This window comes from Protofrankia symbiont of Coriaria myrtifolia, from assembly GCF_900634755.1.
GTDB classification, from domain to species: Bacteria; Actinomycetota; Actinomycetes; order Frankiales; family Frankiaceae; genus Protofrankia; species Protofrankia coriariae.
The window spans coordinates 1-2,196 of record NZ_CAAAFS010000301.1 but is presented as its reverse complement, the minus strand read 5'-3'; the positions used below and the strand labels follow the sequence as shown (position 1 = coordinate 2,196).

At 74.3% G+C, this 2,196-nt stretch carries 2 protein-coding genes; both read left to right on the top strand.

Annotation, left to right across the window (positions count from 1 at the left end):
* A partial coding sequence (gene dprA, locus CM1CMNOD_RS17025; RefSeq protein ID WP_131774081.1) for a DNA-processing protein DprA occupies positions 1-848 on the top strand: 848 nt, incomplete at its 5' end.
* A 66-nt stretch (positions 849-914) separates the two neighbouring features.
* Complete coding sequence (locus tag CM1CMNOD_RS17020; RefSeq protein WP_013874824.1) at positions 915-2,129, top strand: tyrosine recombinase XerC; 1,215 nt, start codon at positions 915-917, stop codon at positions 2,127-2,129.
* Positions 2,130-2,196: the final 67 nt, after the last annotated feature.

Below are 2,196 nucleotides of genomic sequence, written 5' to 3'. Positions count from 1 at the left end.
TGTGCGAACGGGCGGTGGCGGTGGTGGGCTCCCGGGCGGCGACCGCCTATGGGACCACCATCGCGGCCGACCTCGCCGCCGGGCTCGCGGACCGGGGCTGGACGATCGTTTCCGGCGCGGCATTCGGTATCGACGCGGCGGCCCATCACGGGGCGCTGGCGGCCGCCGGCCCCACGATCGCGGTCCTGGCCGGCGGGGTCGACATTGCGTATCCCCGGGCCCACACCGAACTGCTGGCACGGATCCGTGACAACGGGCTGGTCGTCAGCGAAGCGGCGCCCGGAAGCCCGCCGTACCGGGGGCGTTTCCTGACCCGCAACAGGATCATCGCCGGGCTGGCCAGGGGCACGGTTCTCGTCGAGGCGGGCCACCGCAGCGGCGCGCTGAACACCGTCCGGCACGCCCGCCGTCTCGGGCGGGTGGTGATGGCCGTGCCGGGGCCGGTCACGAGTGCCGCCAGCGTCGGATGCCACCGCCTGCTGCGGACCCACCGCGAACAGACCGTCCTGGTCACCGATGCCGCCGAGGTCTGTGAGGAGATCGGCGGCATCGGCGAGCTCGCCGAGTACCCACCGGCGGACACCGGCAGTCGCGACGGTCTGCCCGAGCTGGTCCGTCGCATGCTGGACGTGATGCCGGCCCGCAGTTCGGTGGGAGCGGCGGTGCTGGCACAACGGCTGGGGGAACGGCCCGAAACGGTGCAGGCGCTGATGGGCCCGCTGGTCGTCGAGGGCCTGGTCGAGCTGCGCGGCGACGGATACCGCCTGACAGCACTGGGCCGAGCGCCGTCCGCGGCCGGCAGGGCCGGCGCGGCTGACGAGGCCGGTGCGACCGGTACAGCCGGCTGAGGCTGGTGTGCCGGGGCGTCGTGGGCCGGCCGGTCGGTGTTGACACGAAGCTGATCGAAGGACACCGTGCGGTGGATGGGCGGTGCGGTCGCTGACTCCCGGGATCCGGTTACCGGGGATACCACCGCTTCCCAGAGCATCGCCCCGCTGGACAGCGCGTCCCGGGACACCGCACCCCGAGACAGCGCCCCGCGGGACAGCGCCTGCCCGGACCGTGTTCCGCGGGACAGCGCTTCCCGGAACACCGCCCCGCGGGACATGACGGCCCGCAGGGAAACGGGGGCCCGCGGGGACACGGGGGTTTCCCGGGCTGCCGGGGTCTGCCGGGAGGCCGAGGTTTCCTGGGACGTCGCGGTTTCGGCATACCTTCGTCATCTGGCGACTGAACGTGACCGATCTCCGGAAACCGTTCGCGCCTACCGGGCCGATCTAGCCCATCTGCGCGGGTACGCCCAGGAGGTCGGGCTCGACGGGCCTACCGGTGTCGATCTCGGGGTGCTGCGCGGATGGCTTGCCGGGATGCGGGCCCGTGGGGCCGCCGCCACCACGCTGGCCAGGCGGGCCTCGGTGGCGCGCGGCTTCAGCGCGTTCGCGGCCCGGCAGGGATGGCTGGCCGCCGACGTCGCCGAGCGGCTGGCAGGCCCCCGGCGGCCCGCGTCACTACCGACGGTGCTGACCGCCGCCCAGGCATGGGAGCTGTTGGCGGCCCGCCCCCGGCCGCTCCCGGACGGTGGTGACCCGCCCGCGGCCGGCCAGAGCGCGGCCGGCCAGAGCGCGGTCGTCGTCCGTGACGACGCCGTCCTCGAGCTGCTGTACGCCACCGCCACCCGGGTCAGCGAACTGTGCGGTCTCGACATCGACGACGTCGACGACGAGCGACGGCTGGTGCGGGTCCGCGGCAAGGGCGGCCGTGAACGTGCCGTTCCCTTCGGCGTGCCCGCCCAGCGGGCCCTGCGGAACTGGCTCGCGGCCGGTCGTCCGACGCTCGCCGTGGCCGGCAGCGGGCGGGCGCTGTTCCTGGGGGTGCGGGGCCGCCGGCTCGACCCCAGGACGGTCCGGCGCATCCTGGCCGCCCGGACCGCCACGGCAGACGGGATCGGGCCGATCAGCCCGCACGGCATCCGCCACTCCGCGGCCACGCATCTGCTGGCAGGCGGCGCGGATCTCCGGTCGGTACAGGAGTTCCTCGGTCATGCCAGCCCGGCCACGACGCAGATCTACACCCATGTCACACCGCAACGGCTGCGTGCCGCGTTCGAGCAGAGTCATCCGCGGGCCTGACGGCCGGGGAGAGCCCAGCGGCCGGGCAACGGTGGCAGGTGATCCCATCCGAGGAGCCCTAGTAGAC